This is a genomic window from Rahnella sp. CFA14(1/10) (assembly GCF_004195095.1).
GTDB lineage: Bacteria > Pseudomonadota > Gammaproteobacteria > Enterobacterales > Enterobacteriaceae > Rahnella > Rahnella perminowiae.
Window position 1 is genome coordinate 129,278 of sequence record NZ_SEWS01000001.1, and the last position, 21,491, is coordinate 150,768.

The following is a 21,491-nucleotide window of genomic DNA, read 5'->3' on the forward strand; positions in this document are numbered from 1 at the left end:
TTGACAGACAGGACGCAATAACATGACTTTACTTAATCCCTACTTCGGCGAATTTGGCGGCCAGTACGTCCCGCAAATTCTGATGCCTGCGCTGGCTCAGCTGGAAGAAGCTTTTGTCAGTGCGCAACGCGACCCTGAGTTTCAGGCTGAATTCATTGATTTACTGAAAAACTACGCAGGCCGTCCGACGGCGCTGACCCTGTGTAAGAACCTGACAGCAGGAACCAAAACCAAGCTTTATCTTAAGCGTGAAGATTTGCTGCATGGCGGCGCACATAAAACTAACCAGGTGTTGGGTCAGGCATTGCTGGCCAAACGCATGGGCAAAACGGAAATCATCGCCGAAACCGGTGCAGGTCAGCATGGCGTGGCATCGGCACTGGCCTGTGCACTGCTCGGCCTGAAATGCCGCATTTATATGGGCGCAAAAGACATTGAGCGTCAGTCGCCAAACGTATTCCGTATGCGTCTGATGGGGGCTGAAGTCATCCCGGTGCACAGCGGTTCTTCCACGTTGAAAGATGCCTGTAATGAGGCGCTGCGTGACTGGTCCGGCAGCTATGAGAAATCGCACTACATGCTCGGGACGGCAGCAGGTCCCCATCCGTATCCGACCATCGTACGTGAATTCCAGCGCATGATCGGCGAAGAAACCAAGTCACAAATGCAGGAACGAGAAGGCTGTCTGCCGGATGCCGTCATTGCCTGCGTCGGCGGGGGGTCTAATGCGATCGGTATGTTTGCCGATTTTATCGACGATACCAGTGTGAAGCTGATTGGCGTCGAACCCGGCGGTCTGGGCATTGAAACCGGCCAACATGGTGCCCCGCTGAAACATGGCCACGTGGGCATTTACTTCGGCATGAAAGCGCCAATGATGCAAACTTCAGAAGGCCAGATTGAAGAGTCTTACTCTATTTCTGCCGGTCTGGATTTTCCGTCTGTTGGTCCGCAACACGCCTTCCTCAACAGCATTGGCCGTGCAGAATATGTCTCAATCACCGATGATGAGGCGCTGGACGCGTTTAAAGAATTGTCCCGCCATGAAGGGATTATTCCGGCCCTGGAATCCTCTCATGCGCTGGCTTACGCGCTGAAACTGATCAAGGAAACGCCAGAAAAAGAACAGATTCTGGTGGTTAACCTGTCCGGACGCGGCGACAAAGACATTTTCACCGTACACGACATCCTGACTGCCCGGGGAGAAATTTAATGGAACGTTATCAGCAATTATTCAAGCGTCTGGAAAGCAAAAAAGAAGGGGCGTTTGTTCCTTTCGTCACGCTGGGCGATCCGGGCGTTGAGCTGTCACTGTCAATTATCGATACGCTGATTGAAGCCGGTGCCGACGCACTGGAACTGGGTGTCCCGTTCTCCGATCCTCTGGCTGATGGCCCGACCATTCAGAATGCAAACCTGCGCGCGTTTGCTGCGGGTGTGACGCCGACACAATGCTTCAATATGCTGGCACGCATCCGTGAAAAACATCCGGATATCCCGATTGGGCTGCTCATGTATGCCAATCTTGTGTTCCACAACGGCATTGAAACCTTCTATCAGCGTTGCGCTGAAGTGGGTGTTGATTCGGTGTTGGTTGCCGATGTGCCATTTGAAGAGTCTGCGCCATTCCGTGCTGCCGCGTTGCGCCACGGCATCGCCCCTATCTTTATCTGCCCGCCAAATGCTTCTGATGATTTGCTGCGTGAAATTTCGTCCCATGGCCGCGGATATACTTATCTGCTGTCACGCGCAGGTGTGACGGGGACGGAAAAACGTGCACTGACGCCGTTGAATCACTTAGTGGATAAGCTTCGTGAATACCATGCAGCGCCGCCTTTACAGGGTTTCGGTATCTCCGAACCTGCGCAGGTGAAAGAAACGCTGGCTGCGGGAGCTGCCGGGGCTATTTCCGGTTCAGCGACGGTGCGCATTATCGAAAACAATCAGCATCAGCCTTCCGAAATGTTGGCTCAGCTTTCCCGTTTCGTCAGTGAAATGAAAGCGGCCACACGTCCTCAGTAAATATTCTCTGACAGAACCTCAGCCACAGAGTGACTAAGGTTCTGTTTCTTTTAATTTCTTACTATTTTTAACCCCGCTTAATTTGTATTACTCCTTTTAATAATCCACACTAAAATTACTCTGTACATCAATGATATTTTGCACGATGTGAATATCGCTGATTCCGTAAGAGTTTGTTTCTTTTGGTTTTATAACAAATCATGGAGAGTTATTTATGAAGCTATTCAAAACATTGTCCGCGTTCTGCATGGCAGCGGTTGTGGTCATGGCTGTTGCCGCTTGTGCGCCGACTAAAAAATCAGAAGGAACAGGGGGTTATATCGATGACACCGTCGTGACAACCAAAGTTAAATCTGCACTGCTGGCAGATAAGAGCATTAAATCCACTGAGATCAGCGTAGAGACCTTTAAAGGCCGTGTGCAGTTGAGTGGTTTTGTGACATCAACAGCGGATGCAAACCGTGCAGTTGAAGTCACTCGCGGCGTGGCCGGTGTGCGTTCTATTGAGAATGACATGCGGCTGAAATAGTCAGTAAGTCTCTAAACAGAAAATCGAAGAGGCGCCGAAGCGCCTCTTTTTTGTGCCGTCTTTTTAAAGATCAGAAACGATAGCCGACGCCAAACATAAAGACCCATGGGTCGATCCGGGTGTTGATGTTTTGCTGCTCGCCACCGGCTTTGAATTTAACTTCCGTATCAATATCCATCCACCAGACAGACATGTTAATCAACCAGTTATCGTCCAGGTTGTAATCGAGACCGGCTTGTGTGGCCACCCCCCAGGAATCTTTGACACTTAAATCTGAAAGCCCGGCATCACGACCCGTCTGGTTGAAATCCGTGTCATAAAAGGTGGTGTAGTTGATACCCACACCGAGGTACGGACGCAATTTATCCTGCCGGTCACCAAAGTAATACTGTGCCATCAGAGACGGGGGTAACTGTTTCACTTCTGCAATCGTTCCGGTACTTTGCAGACCGACTTTGTGTTGGAACGGTGTCGCTGCCAGCAACTCCATGCCGAGATTGTCCGTAAACATGTAGCCAAGGGTTAACCCCATCTGCGTGTTGTTATTGATATTAAAAGAACCCAGGCCCAGTACATTGTCCGAACCTTCGGTCGGACGAACCGTGGCTGTCCCTACGCGAAAAATCACATCCCCTGCCTGATGTGCGTTTGAGACTGCCGGAAATGCCGCTGCTGCGACTAATGCCCAATATGCTGCTTTCATTGTCCCTTCCCTTTGTGTGGATTATTTATCAACGGCGCGCATGATACCTACTCTTTGGTATGGTTTGATCAATGCGGGATCACATCTTTAAAACAAAAAGTAAGAAAATGCATCTTCCGCAAAGCGATCTAAATCTATAAAAACAAAGGAATTGATCTGAATCAAAAATGAGGAGATTTTGATGTTTTGTTAACACGTGATATTTCAGTTGCTAAAAAAAATAGCGCTGAGTAATTTGCTTACTCACTGTTGGTTTTGGTTGGGTGCCGTAAGGAGTCGGTAGCTTCCAGGATGGGCGAAATTAACAATCCTTGTATGACCTGTGGCGCATGCTGCGCTTATTTTCGCGTTTCATTTTACTGGGCTGAGTCTGAAGAGGCTGGCGGATGTGTTCCGCAGGCATTGACAGAACAGGTCACTCCTTTCCTGAGCTGCATGCAAGGCACAAACAGTAAAACGCCGCGCTGTGTTGCCCTGGAGGGAGAAGTGGGACACGCGGTTTCCTGTTCTGTTTACCTCAACCGGCCCACACCGTGTCGCGAATTCGATCAGTCAGGGTTGAATGGTGTCACCAATGCCGCCTGCGATCGTGCCCGGGCTCAATATGGTTTACCTCCTCTGAATGTCGATTTGCCGACCATTGATCTCACCCACCTCAGTTGCGTTCCGGCAGAGATTCATCGACAGGTCTGATAGGAAAACAGCGCAAAACTATCGGCGGGAGGCATTTAAAGGGTACAATCCCCGCCTTATTGATTTTTGCTTTTTGCCAAGGAGCGTCCATGTCTATCACGGCCAGTACATTGTACCGTGACAGTTATAATTTTTTGCGTAATCAGATGAGTAGCGTTTTGGCGCTTTCGGTTCTGGCCGCACTAATCACCGTCATATTAAGCTGGGTGTTAAGTCCCTCAGCTGAACAGATCGAGGCTATCGGGCAACTGATGAGCAACATCACCGGCATGAACGTCGGCGATATGATGGGATACATTGAACAGCAGGTAACTCCGGAGCAGCAAAGCGCGATTTTCCGTTACAGCCTGGCCGCTTTGCTGTCAACGCTTGCCGGAAACGTTATTCTGGTTGGCGGTGTCCTGACGTTGATCCAGCTGGTTTCCCAGGGCATTCGCGCCAGTATCACGCAAATTATGACCGCGTCGCTGCCTGTCTTGCCACGTCTGGCCATTTTGTTGTTTATTTACAGCATCATGTTCCGTATCGGCCTGGCGCTGCTGTTTGTTCCGGCCTTCCTGATTGCGATTGCATGGTCAATGGCACCGGTTATTTCCTGTAAAGAGAATGCGGGCGTGTTCAAAGCGATGCGTCTGAGCACCCGTCTGGCCTTCAGCCATGTCCGCCTGGTTGCCCCGGCCGTGATGCTGTGGATCGTTGCCCAGGTCGTACTGATGTTGTTTGTTGGCGTGCTGAGCGCGTTGAATCCAATGATTGGGGCAGTGATACTCGGCGCACTGAGTAATATTATCAGTGCCTTCATGCTGATTTATCTGTTCCGTCTTTACATGAAATTACATGCTTAACAGAGACATCACTTTTTCAGGGGCGCTCCGGCGCCCTTTTCTTTTGTCCGCGAAATGATTCCGGTATAGTCATACCATACGTAAAACATGGAATGAAGTATGAAGCAGCTCCTCGATTTTCTTCCCCTGATTGTTTTTTTTGTGGTTTATAAGCTTTACGACATTTTTGTCGCTTCTGGCGCATTAATTGCTGCCACTGCGTTAGCGTTAGTCATTACCTGGATCCTGTATCGCAAAATCGAGAAGATGACGTTAATCACCTTCGCGATGGTCGCTGTTTTCGGCACCCTGACACTGGTTTTCCATAATGATGAATTTATCAAATGGAAAGTGACGGTTATCTATGTTCTGTTCTCCGGCGCACTACTGATTAGCCAGCTGGTGCTGAAAAAGCCTTTAATCCAGCGCATGTTGGGCAAAGAACTGACTTTGCCGGATCACGTATGGAATAAACTGAACGTCAGCTGGGCCATCTTTTTCCTGCTGTGCGGGCTGGCTAATATTTACGTGGCATTCTGGTTACCGCAAAATATCTGGGTTAACTTCAAGGTCTTCGGCCTGACCGTGCTGACATTGGTCTTTACGCTGTTAAGCGGTGTTTACATTTACCGGCATATGCCGGACGATGAAAAAAAATAAGCATTCTTCTGCACGGGCCTTTCTTTGAAAGGCCTTACTTATTATTAAGCCCCACATGATTCGGGTGACTGAATGCAGCCAACACGTCTGCGGCCTGAAATATGGCGGGCTTTGTGTGAAGCCACTTTATGAACGAAAAACATAGCTTACCCAATGGTGAAATGGTGTTGCGTACGCTGGCTATGCCAGCAGACACCAATGCGAATGGTGATATCTTTGGCGGATGGCTGATGTCACAGATGGATATGGGCGGTGCGATTCAGGCGAAGGAAATTGCCAAGGGTCGCGTAGTGACCGTACGCGTTGACGGCATGACGTTTCTTAAACCGGTGGCTGTCGGTGATGTGGTGTGCTGTTATGCACGCTGCATCCGTACCGGTAACAGCTCGATCACCATCAATGTGGAAGTATGGGTGAAGAAGGTCTCTTCTGAGCCTATCGGTCAGCGTTACAGAGCCACTGAAGCGGTATTTACTTATGTCGCTGTGGATGACGAAGGAAAATCGCGCCAGTTGCCTGATGGTCGCAGCAATTTCAGTGTCGATTCCGAGGGTGTTTCTCAGGATTAAGACGGTTTTACACTACCGTTAAGTAAAAAGGTCGCCTCCCGGGGCGACCTTTTTTGCATATAAATCACAGGTAATGCCAGCTTGCGGCTTATTCGACAGCAGAACCGCCTTTAATTCTGAACACCAGGTTCACAACAAGATTACTGGCAGCCTTCGGTTCATAGCGCCATTTGCTCATCGCCTGTTTCACTTCGCGCTCAAACATATTGCGCGGCTCAGCGGAAAGAACACGTATGTTCTGCACGCGGCCATCACTGTCCACATCAAACTGCACGCGGACACGCCCTTCGATACGTAAAGCCAGTGCACGCGCCGGATAAGCCGGTTCGCCTCGTTGCAATGGCCGCGGGCCGGTATCGCTCTGCGCATTGGCAGATGCCGGTGGCTGGCTAACAGGTTTCGTGAACGGCTGGTTGCTGGTGACGGGCGCAGTTTTTACTGTTTGCGTCGGCTTTTCGACCGGCCGTTCAACAGGCTTCACCTTCGGTTTAACAACCGGCTTCTTCACCGGTTTTGGCTTCGGCTTAGGGGGTTGCGGAATGACAACAGCCTCAGGCGGCGGCGGTGGTTCTGGCACGACTTCAGGTTGCGGTTCCGGCGCCGGTGGTGTCGGTTCAGGTTGTGGCGGCGGCGGCGGTGCAAAGTCGGCCGGATTGACCATCGTTACGCTCATCACCTTTTGATCCTGGTTGGGCAATTTGATGGACTTGCCCACCGTCATATACAACACACCGGCAATGACTGCGACATGTAAACTGACGGCAAGGACCACCGGTACTGTCACCTTGCGGATAAATCTAAACTTTTTTAGCGGCATAATGATTCATTTTCCCCGTGAAGCCGCAAGTTTAAATGTAAATAGCAATCATATTCAACACCGAGATGACAACTATTCTCAAATAACCTCTGGTTTGATCCTACGCAAAGCGCTTTCCCCGGACTTCAGGTTTAGCTATGTTAATTCTGCAAAATGGTCAGGCAGCATCTTGTTGCCTAAAATTGCTCAATAACCCCCCTTTAAAGGTGACTCATGCTTTACGTTATTTATTCTGAAGATGTTTCTGACTCGCTGGAAAAACGCGCTGCGGCACGCCCTGCTCATATCGAACGCCTGAAAAAATTACATGAACAAGGCCGCGTGCTGATTGCGGGCCCGACGCCGTCCATAGACAGCGAAGATCCAGGTGCGGCCGGAATGACCGGTTCCGTACTGATTGTCGAATTCGAGACGCTGGAAGATGCCAAAGTGTGGGCGGATGCCGACCCGTACGTTAAAGCGGGTGTATATAAAGCCGTGACCGTCAAACCATTCAAACGCGTATTTTGATGTTTTACGGGCAGTTTAACGGGCTGCCCGTGGTTCTCCGCGCCTTCCTGCCCTCTCTTTAATCAACTTTACTTTTGCTTACGTCAGTTGATTGTCTAAATATCCGGTTACTCAAACAGTTACCTGCGGCCTTTTCCTTTAACAACAGAGCGGAGAATCCGATATGCAATGTCCGGTATGTAAAGAAAGTCAGTTAGTGATGTCCGAACGTCAGGGCATTGAAATCGATTATTGTCCTGACTGTCGCGGTGTATGGCTGGATCGCGGTGAGCTGGATAAAATCATCGAGAAATCTGCTGCGTCACAGCCCACAGAACGGCCTGCAACGGCACGCTACGAAGAACGTGACCGTCGGGATGATCATCGGCCGCAAGGCAATTACGACAACCGCGGGCATTACTCGTCTCAAAAGCCCTATAAAAAGAAGAGCTTCCTTTCAGAGCTTTTCGACTGATTTCTGTCATCCCACGCCATGACATCACACCTCATGGCGTGATTCCCCGCATGCCGTCACATTGCATTCATCGCTTCTGTGTTAGAATGTTTACCCCTGCCCATGAGGTAAGCATTATGTCATTCTTCGACGGACTGAAGTTTCTAACCAGCACGACCACGAAGGTCACCTGCCCGGAATGCGGTTATGTTTCGGAACAGATAAGCGCGAAGGTGCGCAAAAACTCCACTCTGGTCTGCAAAAAATGTGGTGCGCTTTTTCAGCCTAAATCCCGCTAATCAGGCATTCCATTCGTAGTTCACGGCATACAGCGCAAGACGCTGGTGCTGCTGATGATGGATTTGACGGATACGATAAATGTGGCGATAGCGCCTTGACTGCCCTTCCAGCCAGCGACTTCTCCTGCGTTGAGACTGGCGCAACATCCGCCACCGGCCGACTTCATTTTTACTGCGTTTCATTCACTTGTGTCCCGTAATGCCCGTGGCTGCTTCTTTAACGAAAGCGCTTCTTTTACAGAAAGTGTCTTAAGCGGAAAAACTGCGGAACATTATAGGCCGATGACGTTGTGATCCAAGTCTTGTTTTCCTCCTGCTTCCACGTTATCAGCTAACATTGATATCAGGACGATGACCCTTTTATTAACCGGAAACACATTACAGAGGTAGCTGATTGATTAGCAGGATAAAGTTAGTTAAAAGGTTTCTCCTTTCACGTACACTCATGCCGATGGCTTGCGAACAGGACTTTTCGCCTTTATGACAACATTTTATACGGTAATCAGTGGCCTTCTGGTTTTCGGTTACTGGTTACTGATTGCCGGCGTCACCTTACGCATTCTGATGAAGCGCCGCGCAGTTCCGTCAGCCATGGCATGGCTGTTGATCATCTACATCATTCCGCTGGTCGGTATTATTGCCTATCTCTCATTTGGGGAATTGCACTTAGGCAAACGCCGTGCTGAACGGGCAAAAGCCATGTGGCCTTCCACTGCCCGCTGGCTCAATGATCTCAAAGACTGTAAGCGTATTTTTGCCACTGAGAACAGTGAAATTGCCGCCTCACTTTTCCAGCTCTGCGAGCGCCGTCAGGGTATTGCCGGCGTAAAAGGCAATCAGTTGCAATTGCTGACCACCAGCGATGACGTGCTTCACGCAATGATGCGAGATATCGGGCTGGCGCGCAGCAACATCGAAATGGTGTTCTATATCTGGCAGCCGGGCGGTCTGGTTGATCAGGTCGCGGAATCTCTGATGGCGGCTTCACGCCGTGGTATTCATTGCCGTCTGATGCTGGATTCTGCGGGCAGCGTTGCCTTTTTCCGCAGCCCCTATCCGGCAATGATGCGCAACGCCGGTATCGAAGTCGTTGAAGCGTTACAGGTGAATCTTTTCCGTGTGTTCCTGCGTCGTATGGATCTGCGCCAGCACCGTAAAGTGGTACTTATCGACAACTATGTCGCCTATACCGGCAGCATGAATATGGTTGACCCGCGTTACTTTAAACAAGATGCTGGCGTTGGCCAGTGGGTTGATTTGATGGCCCGTATGGAAGGCCCTGTCGCGACCACGATGGGCATTGTATATTCGTGCGACTGGGAGATTGAAACCGGTAAACGTATTCTGCCGCCGGAACCGGATCTCAACCAGATGCCGTTCGAGCAGGAGAGCGGCCATACTATTCAGGTGATCGCTTCCGGTCCGGGCTTCCCGGAAGATATGATCCACCAGGCGCTGCTGACCGCCACCTATTCTGCACGCGAACAGCTGGTTATGACGACGCCGTATCTCGTGCCAAGTGATGATTTGCTGCACGCAATTTGTACCGCAGCGCAGCGCGGGGTGGATGTCAGTATCATTCTGCCGATGAAGAACGACTCAATGATGGTGGACTGGGCAAGTAAGGCTTTTTTTGGCGAATTGCTGGAAGCCGGTGTCAAAATTTATCAGTTCGAAGACGGTCTGCTGCATACCAAAAGTATCCTGGTCGATGGTCAGCTCAGTCTGGTCGGTACCGTGAATCTGGATATGCGCAGCCTGTGGCTCAATTTTGAGATAACGCTGGTCATTGATGACGCCGGATTTGGTGATGATTTAGGCCATGTGCAGGAAGATTATATCGCCCGCTCACATTTGCTGGATGTGGAAGCCTGGCTTAAACGTCCTTTCTGGCACCGCATCGTCGAACGTTTGTTCTACTTTTTCAGTCCGCTGCTGTAAAAGCCGCGGCGGGCATGATGTAATATACGCAGTACCGGCTTGAACCAGCCTGAATACACTCATCTGTAAACGAGAATGATATGGACCTGAATAATCGCCTGACCGAAGACGAAACGCTTGAACAAGCCTACGACATCTTTCTGGAACTGGCCGGAGATAACCTTGATCCTGCAGATATTTTGATCTTCAATCTGCAATTTGAAGAACGTGGTGGCGCTGAATTATATGATCCGGCTGAAGACTGGGTTGAGCATGTGGATTTTGACTTAAATCCGGACTTCTTTGCTGAAGTAGTGATTGGTCTGGCTGATGCGGAAGACCAGCCTATCAATGATATCTTTGCCCGTGTTCTGCTGTGTCGCGAGAAAGACCATAAACTTTGCCACATTTTGTGGAAAGAGTAATCTTCTCCGTCGACCTTCAGACTGGTTCTGTGTGGCTGCTTTCATTCCCCCCTGAGGCTCACCCTGCGGGCCAGCGCTAGCGCTTTTAAAATCGTTTCCTGACCGATTTGTCATTCAGTTGCCGCCTTGACCCAATCTGAATGACTTAGCAGAAGAATACGAAGATGAAAAAAAACCTGCCAGTGGCAGGTTTTTTTATGCTTTCCGTTCAGATCAAATCATCAGAGCGGATCCACTTTCAGGCAGGATACCGCATGGCGGAAGCTGCCTTCCAGCAACGGACGGGTGATTGCACATTCAGGTCCGGCAATCGGACAGCGGGTGCGGAACACACAGCCTGAGGGTGGATTGATGGGTGAAGGTAATTCCCCTTCAAGCAACTGAATCACTTTGTTGCGCTCTTTGTCCGGGTCCGGCACCGGCACTGCAGACATCAGTGCACGGGTATACGGGTGCTGAGGATTGTTATAGACCTCATCATAGGTGCCCAGTTCAACAGCGTGCCCGAGGTACATCACCAGAACACGGTCAGAGATGTGCTTCACCACGGCCAGATCGTGTGCGATGAAAATCAGTGACAACCCCATTTCACGCTGCAACTGCTGAAGCAGGTTAACCACCTGCGCCTGAATAGACACATCCAGTGCCGAGACAGGTTCATCACAGATAATCAGTTTCGGCTCAAGAATCAGTGCACGCGCAATGCCAATACGCTGACATTGCCCCCCGGAGAATTCATGGGGATAACGGTTAATCAGGTTAGGCAACAGCCCGACCTTTAACATCATTGCCTTCACTTTTTCCTTCACTTCAAGGCGAGGCATTTTCGGATTATACGTTTTCAGGGGTTCAGCGATGATTTCGCCGATGGTCATCCGCGGGTTCAGGGAAGCCAGCGGATCCTGGAAAATCATCTGGATATCGCTGCGCGTATGACGCCACTCGCTGTCCGACATATTCAGCAGATCTTTACCCAGCCAGGCAACACGGCCGTCAGTGGCTTTCACCAGACCAATCAGTGCACGGGCAAAGGTCGATTTACCGCAACCTGACTCCCCCACCACGCCCAGCGTTTCCCCTTCATAAAGGCGCAGGGTCACACCGTCAACGGCTTTCAGGGTCTTCGAAGGCTGCCAGAACCATTGTTTACCGTCTTTGATGTCGAAATGGACTTTAAGATCTGCCACTTCGAGCAGAACTTTTTTCTCAGGCGCATGGGTATTTATTGCCGCACTGTTCATGATTGTGTTGTCTGTCATACCAGTTCCTCCAGCGGCTTATAGCATGCACGCAAACGGCCATCGCCGAAACGCTCAAGCGGCGGTGCCGAAGAGCAGATATCCATCGCATGCGGACAGCGGGGCTGGAACGGACAGCCTTTAGGCAGACGCAGCAAGTTTGGCGGATTGCCCGGAATAGTCAGCATCGCGCCACCTTCGGCATCAAGGCGGGGAACCGCATTGAGCAGACCGATGGAATAAGGATGACAAGGTTCATAAAACACATCCCGTGCACGGCCATATTCCATGGTGCGCCCGGCATACATCACCAGTACTTTGTCGCAGATACCGGCCACCACGCCAAGGTCATGGGTAATCATAATGATTGCTGTGTTGAACTCAGATTTCAGTTCATTCAGTAATGTCATGATTTGCGCCTGCACGGTCACGTCCAGCGCTGTGGTTGGCTCATCGGCAATCAGCAATTTAGGGCGGCACAGCAACGCCATTGCGATCATCACACGCTGGCGCATGCCACCGGAGAATTCATGCGGGAACATTTTCATACGTTTGCGGGCTTCGGGCATTTTCACCGCGTCCAGCATGCGTACGGATTCTTCAAACGCTTCACGCTTGCTCATTTTTTTATGCAGGATAAGGACTTCCATCAACTGTTCGCCCACACGCATGTACGGGTTGAGAGAGGTCATCGGATCCTGAAAAATCATTGAAATCTGTTCTGCGCGCAACTTATTAAGCTGTTGTTGCGGCAGATTGAGGATTTCGCGTCCGTTAAATTTCGCCGAACCGCCGATGCGGCCATTACTGGCCAGCAACCCCATCAGGGCAAAAGCGGTCTGTGATTTACCTGAACCGGACTCACCCACAATGCCCAGCGTCTCACCGGCACGCAGATCGAAATTCAGGTCATTGACCGCAGTCACATCACCGTCTGGTGTTTCGAAGGTGACGCGCAGATCCTGAACGTCAAGCAAGATTGGCGGGACTTTACCGTCAACCGCAGCGGGTGCCGCAAAAGTGGAATGTTCAATGGTGCTCATGGTGGCACTCCTTAACGATCTTTCGGGTCGAGGGCATCACGCAAGCCATCGCCGATAAAATTGAAACAAAACAGAGTTACCACCAGGAAGCCTGCCGGGAACAGCAGTAACCACGGTGAAACTTCCATCGAGTTGGCGCCATCACTTAACAACGCGCCCCAACTGCTCAGTGGCTCCTGCGTACCCAGTCCCAGGAAGCTCAGGAAGGATTCAAACAAAATCATGCTCGGCACCAGCAGCGATGCATAGACCACGACAACGCCCAGCACATTGGGAACAATGTGGCGCAGGACGATATTGCGCGTGCTCACACCACTCACCAGCGCCGCCTCGATGAACTCTTTACGCTTGAGACTGAGTGTTTGTCCACGCACGATACGCGCCATATCCAGCCAGGATACCATCCCGATTGCCACGAATATCAGCAGGATGTTTTGCCCGAAGAAGGTCACCAACAGGATAACGAAGAACATAAACGGGAAGGAGTTGAGAATTTCCAGCAAACGCATCATTGCGGAGTCTATTTTACCGCCCAGATAACCGGACAATGATCCGTAAAGCGTGCCGAGAATCACGGCCACTAACGCTGCCGCCACACCGACCATCAGGGAAATACGTCCGCCGATCGCCACACGCACCAGCAAATCACGGCCTGAAGAGTCAGTCCCGAAATAATGGTGAGAAGCAAAGTCAGGCGCGGCTGACATCATATTCCAGTCGGTATCATCATAGGAAAACTGGGATAACATCGGCGCAAATGCCACGAATAAGGCAATAAATGCCAGCACGATCAGACTGGTGACCGCCGCACGGTTGTGCATAAAACGGCGTCGTGCATCCTGCCACAGACTGCGGCCTTCAACTTCAAGTTTTTCGCTGAAGTTTTCCACGACGTCGCTATTTTTCTTACTTAACATCATTGACGTACTCCGGCATTAATAACGGATTTTCGGGTCGATGACGGCGTAAAGCACGTCGACGATCGCATTGAACAGAATGGTCAGTGCGCCCACTAAAATGGTCAGGCTCAGGACCAGTGAATAGTCACGGTTTAATGCCCCGTTAACAAACAGCTGGCCAATGCCTGGCAATCCGAAAATGCTTTCGATGACCATCGAACCGGTTATGATCCCAACGAAGGCCGGTCCCATGTATGACAATACCGGCAGCAGCGCGGGTTTCAGCGCATGGCGCAAAATGATGCGACGCAGTGGCAACCCTTTCGCACGTGCGGTACGGATGAAGTTGGAATGCAGGATTTCGATCATTGAGCCACGGGTAATACGCGCAATACTGGCAATATAAGCCAGTGACAACGCCACCATCGGCAAGATCATATATTTGGCACCACCACCATTCCAGCCGCCGCCAGGCAACCATTTAAGCGTGATGGCAAATATCAGTACCAGTAACGGCGCAACCACGAAACTGGGTATAACTACCCCGGTCATCGCCACACCCATTACCGTGTAATCCCATTTGGTGTTCTGGTTCAGTGCTGCGATAACGCCCGCACTCACTCCAAACACAATCGCCATGATAAATGCCGCCAGACCGAGTTTCGCAGAAACCGGGAAAGAGGCCGCAACCAGATCATTAACGGTGTAATCCTTATATTTGAACGACGGGCCAAAATCGCCTTTCGCCAGTTGTTCTAAATAATGGAAATATTGCTTATACATTGGGTCATTGAGGTGATATTTCGCCTCAATGTTCGCCATCACTTCTGGCGGAAGATTACGCTCCCCCGTAAAAGGGCTGCCGGGTGCGAGACGCATCATAAAAAATGAAATGGTGATCAGAATGAATAGCGTCGGAATCGCTTCCAGACAGCGGCGTAAAATAAACTTTAACATTGCCCGTACCTGTTTCTAAGCCTGTCACTACAGCTTGATAGTTTTGGCTTGCTCACGGCGGCTATCGGGTGATGGCCGCCGTGGTGGCTCTTTGTTTCAGCACCGAAAACCGGCACTAAAAACATTACCTTCATCAATAAATAAGGCGCAAGGCAGCTCGGGGTTGCCTTGCCCTGACACTGATTAATTAGTGTTTGATGATGTATAAGTCTTTAACGTAGACGTTATCCTGCGGATCTTTACCGGTGTAACCGCCAACGTATGGTTTCACCAGACGCGCGTTCACGTAGTAATAAACAGGAACAATGGCAGAGTCTTTATCCAGCTGGGTTTCCGCTTTCTGATACAGCGCTGCACGTTCTTCGTCAGTTTTCACGGTCAGAGTGTCCGCGATGTCTTTATCAAAGGCAGGGCTCTTATAGTGAGCGGTATTGTTGCTGCTGTCAGACAACATGGTATTCAGGAAGGAAGAAGGTTCGTTGTAATCAGAACACCAGCCGGCACGTGCGATATCAAAGTTGCCCTGATGACGGCTGTCCAGGAAGGTTTTCCATTCCTGGTTAACGAGTTTCACGTCAACACCCAGATTTTTCTTCCAGATAGCGGCAGCGGCGATAGCCAGTTTTTTGTGCAGATCAGAGGTGTTATACAGCAATTCAAAGGTCAGCGGCTTAGCCGGGGTATAACCTGCTTCAGCCAGCAATTTTTTAGCCTGCTCGTTACGCTGCACCTGAGTCTCTTTGAACCAGGCCGGAGGCGTCAGTTTTGCACCATCAGTGTAAGGAGGAGTATAGCCATAAGCCGGCAGATCGCCCTGCGCCTTCACTTTATTCACGATGATGTCGCGATCCAGACCCAGTTTCAGGGCTTCACGGACGCGTGAATCAGTAAATGGTGCTTTCTGATTATTGATTTCGTAGTAATAAGTACACAGATACGGGTCAACGTGGACTTCGGTAGGAATTTCTTTTTTCAATTTCTGGAACAGTTCAATCGGCATGTTGTTATAAGTCATGTCGATTTCGCCGCTGCGGTAGCGGTTAACATCAGTAACTTCAGAAGAAATAGGCAGGTAAGTCACCTGATTGATCACTGTCCTGGCGTTATCCCAATAGGTCGGGCTGCGCTCAAGCACAATACGTTCGTTAACGGTCCAGGTTTTCAGTTTATACGCGCCGTTGCTCACATAGTTTTCAGGTTGGGTCCATTTGTCGCCAAATTTCTCAACTGTTTTTTTGTTTACCGGCTTCATTGCGGTGTGAGACAGCATTTTAACGAAATACGGAACCGGTTCGGTCAGCGTCACTTGCAGGGTATGATCATCGAGCGCTTTTACACCCAGAGTATCCGGGCTTTTCTTACCGGTGATGATGTCATCGATGTTTTCGATATGACCATATTGCAGATAGCTTTCGTAAGGAGAGGCGGTTTTAGGGTCAGCCAGACGCTGCCAGCTGTACACGAAATCTTCAGCTGTTACAGGATCGCCATTTGACCATTTTGCTTCCGGACGCAGGTGGAAGGTCCAGACTTTAAAATCTTTATTTTCCCAGCTGGTTGCTACACCAGGAATAACGCTGCCGTCTTTGCTGTCGGTATTCACCAGCCCCTCAAGCAAGTCACGGATAACGTTCGATTCTGGTACGCCTTCGACTTTATGCGGGTCGAGAGACTGCACTTCTGAGCCATTGTTACGAACCAGTTCTTGTTTGGCTGCCAGGGTTACACCTGCAGGTACATTAGCTGCAAATGCATTATTTACTGACACCGCGCCGACCGCAGCCATAATGCAGGCAGCCAGCAGATTTTTTTTTGTGATGTTGGTCATTTTTATTCAACTCCAGTTTTTATTATGAACTTGCACGCTCGGGTGCAAGATAAACCCTTGCTGGGCCAACGGATTTCAAAAGCAGGAACGAATTGCTCAAGAAAGGTCCCCATGTAGTGGCCATCCGCAGATGGCTGTCCCCTATTACTGCATGTATTACTCGATAACGCTGGAAACGTCAGGCTGTTGTTCGCCGTTTGGTTTCCGGGATCCTTAAGGTTGATCCCACCCCATTTGATTTACCCCGTGTACAACAAAAAAAGGTTCTGCGTCACACCGGGTAATCACATACTGTTATTCCTAACCTTAACAATATTATTTTCTTATTCACCTGACTGACAGCGATAGAAAGTCCTTCACTGTTAAGCGTGAGAATTCAATTAATGAGAAGAAGATCTGAAGATTTGTTTCGCTGAAGCGGCAGGTTCAACAAAAGGCCGTGTAATCCTGCCCGCCGAATGTCCGGCTTTCTTTTGGCAAAAAGCGCCTGATGATAATTTTGTGTTCCGCATGGCGACACGACACTCTCCAAAAACAAATAAAATGGCTTCAATCTTTCTGTCTCTAGCAAGATTCGTTCTCACTCAGAGCATTCCGCTTAACAAAATTCCATTTTTGAAGGCGATTTGAAAATTATCAGAAGCCAGATACAGGCGCCAATAAATTTTGCAAATTTGTTACGCAATTCTCTTTTACAGGTTACAAGCACACTGAGGCAGTGGCCTGAAAACAGGCTAACATATAGTTCAACTTATTGTTTTTAAGGGTTTTTATAATAATTTTCGCTGCGAAATTTACGCTACGCGTTGCTTAAGAACTCGCCTGACACAATCCGTTAACATTAAGATGTTTTCAAGGATAAACGCCTGTTAACTGCGTTGTTAACACTAATAACATCTCGATACAGCATGCACAAGCCTTACAGAATGATGTGGGCAAATTAGCGTCAAAACGGGCAGTAAAGAAGGGTATTTAGCTAAAAAATCGCTAAGTTTATTAGAAGAAATGAAGACTTGGGGTGAAAAGAATAATGAGACGACGCTTTATGCCACATTAGGGTGCAATTGCGCTTAATGAAGTCATTAGCTGCACTATATTAATGCATTACATTATAAGTGCAGGTAATAATTATCACGGAAACTCATCGCAGTTTCCGTGATAACCGATGGTTAAGAATCAAAGCAGGCCGGGGAAAATGGCCTTAATCCCTGTCACAATGAATTCGATACCCAGCGACATCAGCAAAAGTCCCATGATACGTGTAATCACGTTAATGCCGGTTTGTCCCAGTAAACGCACCAGTAAAGGTGCCGCCCTGAACAGTAACCAGCAACAGAATGCAAAGAAAATGATAGCGAGCGTCAGCCCCAGCAGATTTGGCCAGCTGTGATAGCGTGAGCTCCATACAATAGTCGAACTGATGGCGCCGGGTCCTGCCATCAGAGGCAATGCAAGCGGAACAACCCCGACATTTTCACGTATTGCTGTTTCTGATTTTTCCTGCTTGTTCTGTTTATCTTCGCCCAGTTTCCCGCTGATCATCGACATGGCAATGGTGACGACCAGAATGCCCCCCGCGATCCGGAACGAGTCAATGGAGATACCAAAAAGATGTAAAATGGCATCGCCGAGGAAAAGTGCGGTCGACAATATAATGGCAACCGACAAATTCGCCGTCATATTGGTTTTATTACGTCCGGCTGCCGCCTGATAGCTGGTCATGCTGATAAAGACAGGTAAGATCCCCACAGGGTTGACCAGTGCAAACAGCCCGACGAAGAATTTGATATACCCTGAAAAATCTAATAACGATTGGCTCACGCAGAACTCCGCACAACTATGCCAGCAGATGAAGGTTTTGATGGGCGCTAATGTACTGGAATCCCCGTAAAGGCGCCACGCCGTTTGATGGTTTTTATCACCAGATTTTCAAATAAAAGCAGTGAATACCACTTTTGTTAAAAATCATCTTTTTAATTGATAACTTTAGATACAAAACTGTATTATCCAAGAGCAAATTTGATAATCATTCTCAGGATCAAGTTGCTGAAAGGTGTCAGCATCAGTATTTAATGATCTAGATCAAATGAATACTGCCTACAAATAGGTAATCTCTGTGCATAGTCACTCAACGTTACTTGAAACATATAAACATCGGGTGATGAATGTGGTTTAAACGTTATCTGCTTTATCCGGTGCTTCACAACTGAAAGCTCTTTGAGCAAATAAAGAGACAAAGACAACTTATTGAGAATCTTAGAGTTAATTAGTTTCTCACGGTGACTGATAGCAGGTCTATACTAGTCTTTGGCAGGTTATTTACTAAAAGAGTTTAACTTTATCAGGAGAGCATTATGGCTGTAACAAATGTCGCTGAACTAAACGCACTCGTAGCTCGAGTCAAGAAGGCACAGCGCGAATATGCCAACTTCAGTCAAGAGCAGGTAGATAAGATTTTCGCTGCCGCCGCTCTGGCTGCTGCCGATTCTCGAATTCTGCTGGCTAAACTGGCTGTTGAAGAATCCGGAATGGGTATTGTTGAAGACAAAGTGATCAAAAACCACTTCGCTTCTGAATACATTTACAATGCTTACAAAGATGAAAAAACCTGTGGCATCCTGGGCCAGGATGACACCTTCGGTACCATTACTATCGCTGAGCCAATTGGCCTGATTTGCGGTATCGTCCCGACTACCAACCCAACTTCTACTGCAATTTTCAAGGCACTTATCAGCCTGAAAACACGTAACGGTATTATCTTCTCCCCACACCCACGTGCCAAAAATGCAACCAACAAGGCTGCGGATATCGTTCTGCAAGCCGCCATTGCTGCCGGTGCGCCAAAAGATATCATTGGCTGGATTGATGAACCAAGCGTAGAGCTTTCCAACCAACTGATGCACCACCCGGACCTGAACCTGATTCTCGCCACCGGCGGTCCTGGTATGGTGAAAGCAGCTTACAGCTCCGGCAAACCAGCCATTGGTGTAGGCGCGGGTAATACTCCAGTTGTAGTCGATGAAACCGCAGATATCAAACGTGTGGTGGCTTCCGTTCTGATGTCTAAAACCTTTGATAACGGTGTCATCTGTGCTTCTGAACAGTCCATCATTGTCGTTGATTCAGCTTATAACGCAGTCCGTGAACGTTTTGCTTCTCACGGTGGCTACATGCTGCAAGGTAAAGAGCTGAAAGCCGTTTCAGATATCATTCTGAAAAATGGTGGCCTCAACGCCGCTATCGTCGGTCAGCCAGCGGTGAAAATTGCTGAAATGGCTGGTATCAAAGTCCCTGCAAATACAAAAGTGCTCATCGGTGAAGTCACCGTCGTTGACGAGTCCGAACCTTTTGCGCATGAAAAACTGTCCCCTACCCTTGCTATGTATCGCGCGAAGAATTTCGAAGACGCCGTCACTAAAGCAGAGAAACTGGTAGAAATGGGCGGTATCGGCCATACCTCTTGCCTGTATACCGATCAGGACAACCAACCAGAACGTGTGAATTATTTTGGCAACAAAATGAAAACCGCACGTATTCTGATCAACACCCCGGCTTCACAGGGTGGTATCGGTGACCTCTACAACTTCAAACTTGCTCCGTCTCTGACGCTGGGTTGCGGTTCCTGGGGTGGTAACTCCATCTCCGAAAACGTCGGTCCTAAACACTTGATCAACAAGAAAACTGTAGCGAAGCGAGCAGAAAACATGTTGTGGCATAAACTTCCGAAATCTATCTACTTCCGTCGTGGCTCACTGCCAATCGCACTGGAAGAAGTGGCGACCGATGGAGCAAAACGCGCCTTCATCGTAACTGACCGCTTCCTGTTCAATAATGGCTATGCTGACCAGATCACCAGCGTTCTGAAAGGTCATGGTATTGAAACTGAAGTGTTCTTCGAAGTTGAAGCTGACCCAACGCTGAGCATTGTACGTAAAGGCGCTGAGCAGATGAACTCCTTCAAACCAGACGTTATCATCGCACTGGGCGGTGGTTCACCAATGGATGCCGCGAAGATTATGTGGGTTCTGTATGAGCACCCGGATACTCAGTTCGAAGATTTGGCACTGCGTTTCATGGATATCCGTAAACGTATCTACAAATTCCCGAAAATGGGCGTGAAAGCGAAAATGATCGCCGTCACTACCACTTCCGGTACCGGTTCAGAAGTGACGCCATTCGCTGTGGTGACTGACGATGCAACTGGCCAGAAATATCCACTGGCAGATTATGCACTGACACCTGACATGGCTATTGTAGACGCCAACCTTGTCATGAATATGCCGAAATCACTGTGTGCCTTTGGTGGTCTGGATGCAGTGACTCATGCACTGGAAGCGTATGTTTCTGTACTGGCGAACGAATATTCCGATGGCCAGGCTCTGCAGGCACTGAAACTGCTGAAAGAAAACCTGCCAGCCAGCTATAAAGAAGGCGCAAAAAATCCGGTTGCCCGTGAACGTGTTCACAATGCGGCAACTATTGCGGGTATCGCGTTTGCGAACGCCTTCCTTGGGGTTTGTCACTCAATGGCCCATAAACTGGGTTCAGAGTTCCACATTCCACATGGTCTGGCTAACGCCATGCTGATTTCAAACGTTATCCGTTATAACGCTAACGACAACCCAACTAAACAGACTGCTTTCAGTCAGTATGACCGCCCGCAAGCGCGTCGTCGCTACGCAGAAGTCGCTGACCATTTAGGTCTGGGCGCGCCGGGTGACCGTACTGCGCAAAAAATCCAGAAACTGCTGACCTGGTTGGATGAAATCAAAGCGGAGCTGGGTATCCCAACTTCTATCCGTGAAGCAGGCGTTCAGGAAGCTGACTTCCTGGCTAAAGTAGACAAACTGTCTGAAGATGCGTTTGATGACCAGTGTACCGGTGCTAACCCACGTTACCCGCTGATCGCCGAACTGAAGCAGATTCTGATGGATACTTACTACGGCCGTGAATTCAGTGAGGACGCAGCAGAAGAAGTTGCTGCTCCGGCACCAAAAGCTGAAAAGAAAACCAGCAAAAAATAACTTGCTGAGATGCTGATAGTAAAAAACCCGCTGAAAGGCGGGTTTTTTTATGGTCCGAATTTGCGATTTATCGTTCAACAATCACTCGCAGGCCTTAG

22 protein-coding genes are annotated in these 21,491 nt (G+C 49.3%); 13 read left to right on the top strand and 9 right to left on the bottom strand.

Annotated elements, in window-relative coordinates; translation table 11 throughout:
• The first annotated feature begins 22 nt into the window (after positions 1 to 22).
• The 3 genes from trpB to EVX52_RS00640 all read left to right on the top strand — a co-directional run bounded on the left by trpB (position 23) and on the right by EVX52_RS00640 (position 2,551).
• Complete coding sequence (gene trpB / locus EVX52_RS00630; protein WP_129951570.1) at positions 23 to 1,213, top strand: tryptophan synthase subunit beta; 1,191 nt, start codon at positions 23 to 25, stop codon at positions 1,211 to 1,213.
• Positions 1,213 to 2,022, top strand: coding sequence for a tryptophan synthase subunit alpha (gene trpA, locus EVX52_RS00635; protein WP_129951571.1), 810 nt, complete (start codon positions 1,213 to 1,215; stop codon positions 2,020 to 2,022). The genes trpB and trpA overlap by 1 nt, the downstream gene beginning before the upstream one ends.
• Positions 2,023 to 2,236: 214 nt before the next feature.
• On the top strand, positions 2,237 to 2,551 hold the full coding sequence (locus tag EVX52_RS00640; protein WP_129990395.1) for a BON domain-containing protein: 315 nt from the start codon (positions 2,237 to 2,239) through the stop codon (positions 2,549 to 2,551).
• Between the two features lie 70 nt (positions 2,552 to 2,621).
• Here the strand turns inward: EVX52_RS00640 and ompW are convergent, their stop codons facing one another.
• Positions 2,622 to 3,254, bottom strand: coding sequence for an outer membrane protein OmpW (ompW, locus tag EVX52_RS00645; RefSeq protein ID WP_129990396.1), 633 nt, complete (start codon positions 3,252 to 3,254; stop codon positions 2,622 to 2,624).
• A 291-nt stretch (positions 3,255 to 3,545) separates the two neighbouring features.
• Here ompW and EVX52_RS00650 point away from each other — a divergent pair, with 291 nt between their 5' ends.
• The 4 genes from EVX52_RS00650 to yciA all read left to right on the top strand — a co-directional run bounded on the left by EVX52_RS00650 (position 3,546) and on the right by yciA (position 6,000).
• Positions 3,546 to 3,947: a YkgJ family cysteine cluster protein gene (locus EVX52_RS00650; protein ID WP_129951603.1), complete on the top strand. Its 402-nt coding sequence runs from the start codon at positions 3,546 to 3,548 to the stop codon at positions 3,945 to 3,947.
• 89 nt (positions 3,948 to 4,036) lie between these two features.
• Positions 4,037 to 4,792, top strand: coding sequence for a YciC family protein (locus EVX52_RS00655; protein ID WP_129951604.1), 756 nt, complete (start codon positions 4,037 to 4,039; stop codon positions 4,790 to 4,792).
• Positions 4,793 to 4,891: 99 nt separating this feature from the next.
• Positions 4,892 to 5,431, top strand: coding sequence for a septation protein A (locus EVX52_RS00660; protein ID WP_015697091.1), 540 nt, complete (start codon positions 4,892 to 4,894; stop codon positions 5,429 to 5,431).
• A 128-nt stretch (positions 5,432 to 5,559) separates the two neighbouring features.
• Positions 5,560 to 6,000, top strand: a complete 441-nt coding sequence (gene yciA / locus EVX52_RS00665) for an acyl-CoA thioester hydrolase YciA (RefSeq protein ID WP_095921650.1) — start codon at positions 5,560 to 5,562, stop codon at positions 5,998 to 6,000.
• Between the two features lie 88 nt (positions 6,001 to 6,088).
• Here yciA and EVX52_RS00670 read toward each other — a convergent pair whose 3' ends face one another.
• Positions 6,089 to 6,817 carry an energy transducer TonB gene (locus EVX52_RS00670; RefSeq protein WP_129990397.1) on the bottom strand — a complete coding sequence of 243 codons (729 nt, stop codon included), beginning with the start codon at positions 6,815 to 6,817 and terminating at the stop codon, positions 6,089 to 6,091.
• A gap of 213 nt (positions 6,818 to 7,030) precedes the next feature.
• Between EVX52_RS00670 and EVX52_RS00675 the strand changes: the two genes are divergently transcribed.
• The 3 genes from EVX52_RS00675 (at position 7,031) to EVX52_RS25405 (ending at position 8,059) form a co-directional block, all read left to right on the top strand.
• Positions 7,031 to 7,327, top strand: coding sequence for a YciI family protein (locus EVX52_RS00675; protein ID WP_129951606.1), 297 nt, complete (start codon positions 7,031 to 7,033; stop codon positions 7,325 to 7,327).
• 163 nt (positions 7,328 to 7,490) lie between these two features.
• On the top strand, positions 7,491 to 7,781 hold the full coding sequence (locus EVX52_RS00680; protein ID WP_129951607.1) for a zf-TFIIB domain-containing protein: 291 nt from the start codon (positions 7,491 to 7,493) through the stop codon (positions 7,779 to 7,781).
• 116 nt (positions 7,782 to 7,897) lie between these two features.
• Positions 7,898 to 8,059 (top strand): YnfU family zinc-binding protein, encoded by a 162-nt coding sequence (locus tag EVX52_RS25405; protein WP_217138343.1) that lies wholly within the window; start codon positions 7,898 to 7,900, stop codon positions 8,057 to 8,059.
• Here the strand turns inward: EVX52_RS25405 and EVX52_RS00685 are convergent, their stop codons facing one another.
• The gene (locus EVX52_RS00685) at positions 8,060 to 8,242 is read right to left on the bottom strand and encodes a YciY family protein (protein ID WP_129951608.1); all 183 of its coding nucleotides are present in this window, start codon (positions 8,240 to 8,242) and stop codon (positions 8,060 to 8,062) included.
• Positions 8,243 to 8,539: 297 nt separating this feature from the next.
• Between EVX52_RS00685 and cls the strand changes: the two genes are divergently transcribed.
• Positions 8,540 to 10,000 carry a cardiolipin synthase gene (gene cls / locus EVX52_RS00690; protein WP_129951609.1) on the top strand — a complete coding sequence of 487 codons (1,461 nt, stop codon included), beginning with the start codon at positions 8,540 to 8,542 and terminating at the stop codon, positions 9,998 to 10,000.
• An 80-nt stretch (positions 10,001 to 10,080) separates the two neighbouring features.
• Entirely contained in the window at positions 10,081 to 10,404 is a 324-nt protein-coding gene (locus EVX52_RS00695; RefSeq protein ID WP_013575941.1) for an HI1450 family dsDNA-mimic protein, read from the top strand.
• A gap of 221 nt (positions 10,405 to 10,625) precedes the next feature.
• Here EVX52_RS00695 and oppF read toward each other — a convergent pair whose 3' ends face one another.
• The 6 genes from oppF to EVX52_RS00725 form a co-directional block, all read right to left on the bottom strand.
• Positions 10,626 to 11,645 (bottom strand): murein tripeptide/oligopeptide ABC transporter ATP binding protein OppF, encoded by a 1,020-nt coding sequence (oppF, locus tag EVX52_RS00700; RefSeq protein ID WP_205951566.1) that lies wholly within the window; start codon positions 11,643 to 11,645, stop codon positions 10,626 to 10,628.
• A 14-nt stretch (positions 11,646 to 11,659) separates the two neighbouring features.
• Positions 11,660 to 12,685, bottom strand: coding sequence for an ABC transporter ATP-binding protein (locus EVX52_RS00705; protein WP_235172940.1), 1,026 nt, complete (start codon positions 12,683 to 12,685; stop codon positions 11,660 to 11,662).
• An 11-nt stretch (positions 12,686 to 12,696) separates the two neighbouring features.
• Entirely contained in the window at positions 12,697 to 13,605 is a 909-nt protein-coding gene (oppC, locus tag EVX52_RS00710) for an oligopeptide ABC transporter permease OppC (RefSeq protein WP_013575944.1), read from the bottom strand.
• A 15-nt stretch (positions 13,606 to 13,620) separates the two neighbouring features.
• Positions 13,621 to 14,541: an oligopeptide ABC transporter permease OppB gene (gene oppB, locus EVX52_RS00715; RefSeq protein ID WP_013575945.1), complete on the bottom strand. Its 921-nt coding sequence runs from the start codon at positions 14,539 to 14,541 to the stop codon at positions 13,621 to 13,623.
• A gap of 187 nt (positions 14,542 to 14,728) precedes the next feature.
• Positions 14,729 to 16,369, bottom strand: coding sequence for an oligopeptide ABC transporter substrate-binding protein OppA (gene oppA, locus EVX52_RS00720; RefSeq protein ID WP_129951611.1), 1,641 nt, complete (start codon positions 16,367 to 16,369; stop codon positions 14,729 to 14,731).
• Positions 16,370 to 17,545: 1,176 nt separating this feature from the next.
• Positions 17,546 to 18,190: a YchE family NAAT transporter gene (locus EVX52_RS00725; protein WP_013575947.1), complete on the bottom strand. Its 645-nt coding sequence runs from the start codon at positions 18,188 to 18,190 to the stop codon at positions 17,546 to 17,548.
• A 533-nt stretch (positions 18,191 to 18,723) separates the two neighbouring features.
• Between EVX52_RS00725 and adhE the strand changes: the two genes are divergently transcribed.
• Positions 18,724 to 21,393 (top strand): bifunctional acetaldehyde-CoA/alcohol dehydrogenase, encoded by a 2,670-nt coding sequence (gene adhE / locus EVX52_RS00730; protein ID WP_129951612.1) that lies wholly within the window; start codon positions 18,724 to 18,726, stop codon positions 21,391 to 21,393.
• The last annotated feature ends 98 nt before the right edge of the window (positions 21,394 to 21,491 follow it).

Excerpts from the sequence above, each read along its gene's own strand:
- adhE (WP_129951612.1), top strand. The coding sequence starts at position 18,724 with ATGGCTGTAACAAATGTCGCTGAACTAAACGCACTCGTAGCTCGAGTC.
- EVX52_RS00705 (WP_235172940.1), bottom strand. The coding sequence starts at position 12,685 with ATGAGCACCATTGAACATTCCACTTTTGCGGCACCCGCTGCGGTTGAC.
- oppB (WP_013575945.1), bottom strand. The coding sequence starts at position 14,541 with ATGTTAAAGTTTATTTTACGCCGCTGTCTGGAAGCGATTCCGACGCTA.
- EVX52_RS00685 (WP_129951608.1), bottom strand. The coding sequence starts at position 8,242 with ATGAAACGCAGTAAAAATGAAGTCGGCCGGTGGCGGATGTTGCGCCAG.
- EVX52_RS00640 (WP_129990395.1), top strand. The coding sequence starts at position 2,237 with ATGAAGCTATTCAAAACATTGTCCGCGTTCTGCATGGCAGCGGTTGTG.
- oppA (WP_129951611.1), bottom strand. The coding sequence starts at position 16,369 with ATGACCAACATCACAAAAAAAAATCTGCTGGCTGCCTGCATTATGGCT.
- trpA (WP_129951571.1), top strand. The coding sequence starts at position 1,213 with ATGGAACGTTATCAGCAATTATTCAAGCGTCTGGAAAGCAAAAAAGAA.
- ompW (WP_129990396.1), bottom strand. The coding sequence starts at position 3,254 with ATGAAAGCAGCATATTGGGCATTAGTCGCAGCAGCGGCATTTCCGGCA.
- EVX52_RS00670 (WP_129990397.1), bottom strand. The coding sequence starts at position 6,817 with ATGCCGCTAAAAAAGTTTAGATTTATCCGCAAGGTGACAGTACCGGTG.
- yciA (WP_095921650.1), top strand. The coding sequence starts at position 5,560 with ATGAACGAAAAACATAGCTTACCCAATGGTGAAATGGTGTTGCGTACG.
- oppF (WP_205951566.1), bottom strand. The coding sequence starts at position 11,645 with ATGAACAGTGCGGCAATAAATACCCATGCGCCTGAGAAAAAAGTTCTG.
- EVX52_RS00695 (WP_013575941.1), top strand. The coding sequence starts at position 10,081 with ATGGACCTGAATAATCGCCTGACCGAAGACGAAACGCTTGAACAAGCC.
- EVX52_RS00675 (WP_129951606.1), top strand. The coding sequence starts at position 7,031 with ATGCTTTACGTTATTTATTCTGAAGATGTTTCTGACTCGCTGGAAAAA.
- EVX52_RS00650 (WP_129951603.1), top strand. The coding sequence starts at position 3,546 with ATGGGCGAAATTAACAATCCTTGTATGACCTGTGGCGCATGCTGCGCT.
- EVX52_RS00660 (WP_015697091.1), top strand. The coding sequence starts at position 4,892 with ATGAAGCAGCTCCTCGATTTTCTTCCCCTGATTGTTTTTTTTGTGGTT.
- oppC (WP_013575944.1), bottom strand. The coding sequence starts at position 13,605 with ATGATGTTAAGTAAGAAAAATAGCGACGTCGTGGAAAACTTCAGCGAA.
- EVX52_RS25405 (WP_217138343.1), top strand. The coding sequence starts at position 7,898 with ATGTCATTCTTCGACGGACTGAAGTTTCTAACCAGCACGACCACGAAG.
- EVX52_RS00680 (WP_129951607.1), top strand. The coding sequence starts at position 7,491 with ATGCAATGTCCGGTATGTAAAGAAAGTCAGTTAGTGATGTCCGAACGT.
- trpB (WP_129951570.1), top strand. The coding sequence starts at position 23 with ATGACTTTACTTAATCCCTACTTCGGCGAATTTGGCGGCCAGTACGTC.
- EVX52_RS00655 (WP_129951604.1), top strand. The coding sequence starts at position 4,037 with ATGTCTATCACGGCCAGTACATTGTACCGTGACAGTTATAATTTTTTG.
- cls (WP_129951609.1), top strand. The coding sequence starts at position 8,540 with ATGACAACATTTTATACGGTAATCAGTGGCCTTCTGGTTTTCGGTTAC.